Genomic DNA, 1,713 nt, shown 5'->3' with positions numbered 1-1,713 from the left:
GCTTATTCTCCTGTTAGTGGATTATAAGCAGTTACACAGAGTTTGGGAAACTCCCGTACCGTCTACTGTACCCAACGCTTGCCACCGTTCTTCGCCATTCTCATACCTGTCTTGTTGACGCAGACACAAGGGATCTAAAAATACCCGTGTTGCTGCTTCAAAGGATAAACGGTGCTTGCGCTGATTGATGATGTTTTTTTGTTCATCCCATTCAAATGTAATACTCATCTGCCCTCTCTGTCAGTATGCACTTTGTTGGCTGATAATTCCTGGTTACTTGCCCTGACTGACTTTTGGTAAGTAGCTTTCAAGTGTTTTGTTTGACTTTTTAAAGCTTTCAGGCTCTCGCTGTATGATATTAAACATTTCACGCTTGAACGTGTCTGTATTCATTTTACCGTCATAGCTAAGACTTGGATGATCATTATAATCATTCATAAACTGCACGTTATCAACGATTGCTTGAATAGTATCTTGTGATAATGAGCCATCTTTGTTTGCGATTTTATCAAGTATTTTCTTATGAAACTTGAGCTTTAAGCTAACATATGAACGCTTAACCTTTTTATAACTAACAGAAACTTTGTAATTCGTTTTTTCGTTGATTTCTTCTATTGCTTTATCAATCACAAATTGTCGTAGTTGCCCAAACTGCTTATACTTACTTTGAACGCCCATTATTTCTTTAAATTCGTTTAGATCTAACTCTTTACTGTACTGATATTGGTTAGTCCACATCACAATTAATTCATATAGCCTTATAGCGTGTACGCTAGACAATTCAGCGACTTCATGCAATCGGTACTTGGTGAAATTAACAGATAATTCAGTCAGGTAAGGCAATATATCTTCGGCAAACGTAACTGTTATCTGTGCCTCGTCTGGATCGAATACAACACCACTAACAAAACGAGTTCTAAGCGTTTTGTTATCTTCTAGCTTTATTGTGACCTCTCTATCAAACAAACGATCAGCAGATTTTTTCAAATCTCTATAAGCGTTATCTCTATTCGTATCTTCATAAAAAAGCTCTTTCATTGTATCAACTGAGATAGTGAATTTTGTCTGCTTTGTCACTTGATCTGGTCGATTAGGACGACTGTCTATCTTGCTTATACATGCCAATAATAGCTCTTTTTCACTAACAGACATGATATAAGATGCTGATACAAGTTCATTTGATTGTGTCACTAAATTATCTTCCATTCTTTACCTCTGTCTTTCAAATATGAGGTTAATTTATCGTAAATCAAACTTAAAAAACAATGTTTAAAACAATTATTTTTTAATAGACTGTTTTCTCACTTCATTTACTGTTTTCTCACTTCATTTACTGTTTTCTCACTTCATTTACTGTTTTCTCACTTCATTTACTGTTTTTTAGCCTTGCAAGTTATTGATTTTAAAAGAAAAAAATAGCTCTTAAACAGGAGTAAACAGGAGTAAACAGGATTAAATAAAAACCCTTAAAGATACCGAATGAAAAAAATAAAAAATTAAGAGTTAAAAAAAGCTTCCAATCAGCAGATTGGAAGCTAAACTTTGAAAACTATCTAACGAATGAGGTTAACAGATTGAGCCTTTCCTAAATTTCGTGTAAGTACTTCTACAATCTAAATAATAGTTACACACTTTTTAGGAAAGGCTCTAGAGAAACAACAGGTTTTTCTAACCGCTCGTCTTAATCGGTGTCTAAGGCGACAGTTATTACCC

The 1,713-nt window shown here is 34.5% G+C and carries 1 protein-coding gene and 1 pseudogene; both read right to left on the bottom strand.

What is annotated here, in order from left to right; translation table 11 throughout:
- Positions 1-57: 57 nt before the first annotated feature.
- Positions 58-228, bottom strand: a pseudogene (locus tag EI164_RS15925) (BrnT family toxin); the annotation flags it as partial.
- 45 nt (positions 229-273) lie between these two features.
- The gene (locus EI164_RS15920; protein WP_192520960.1) at positions 274-1,206 is read right to left on the bottom strand and encodes a replication initiation protein; all 933 of its coding nucleotides are present in this window, start codon (positions 1,204-1,206) and stop codon (positions 274-276) included.
- Positions 1,207-1,713 lie beyond the last annotated feature (507 nt).

The organism is Psychrobacter sp. FME13 (assembly GCF_014861395.1).
Lineage (GTDB): Bacteria > Pseudomonadota > Gammaproteobacteria > Pseudomonadales > Moraxellaceae > Psychrobacter.
This window is presented reverse-complemented; position numbering and strand designations above follow the sequence as displayed.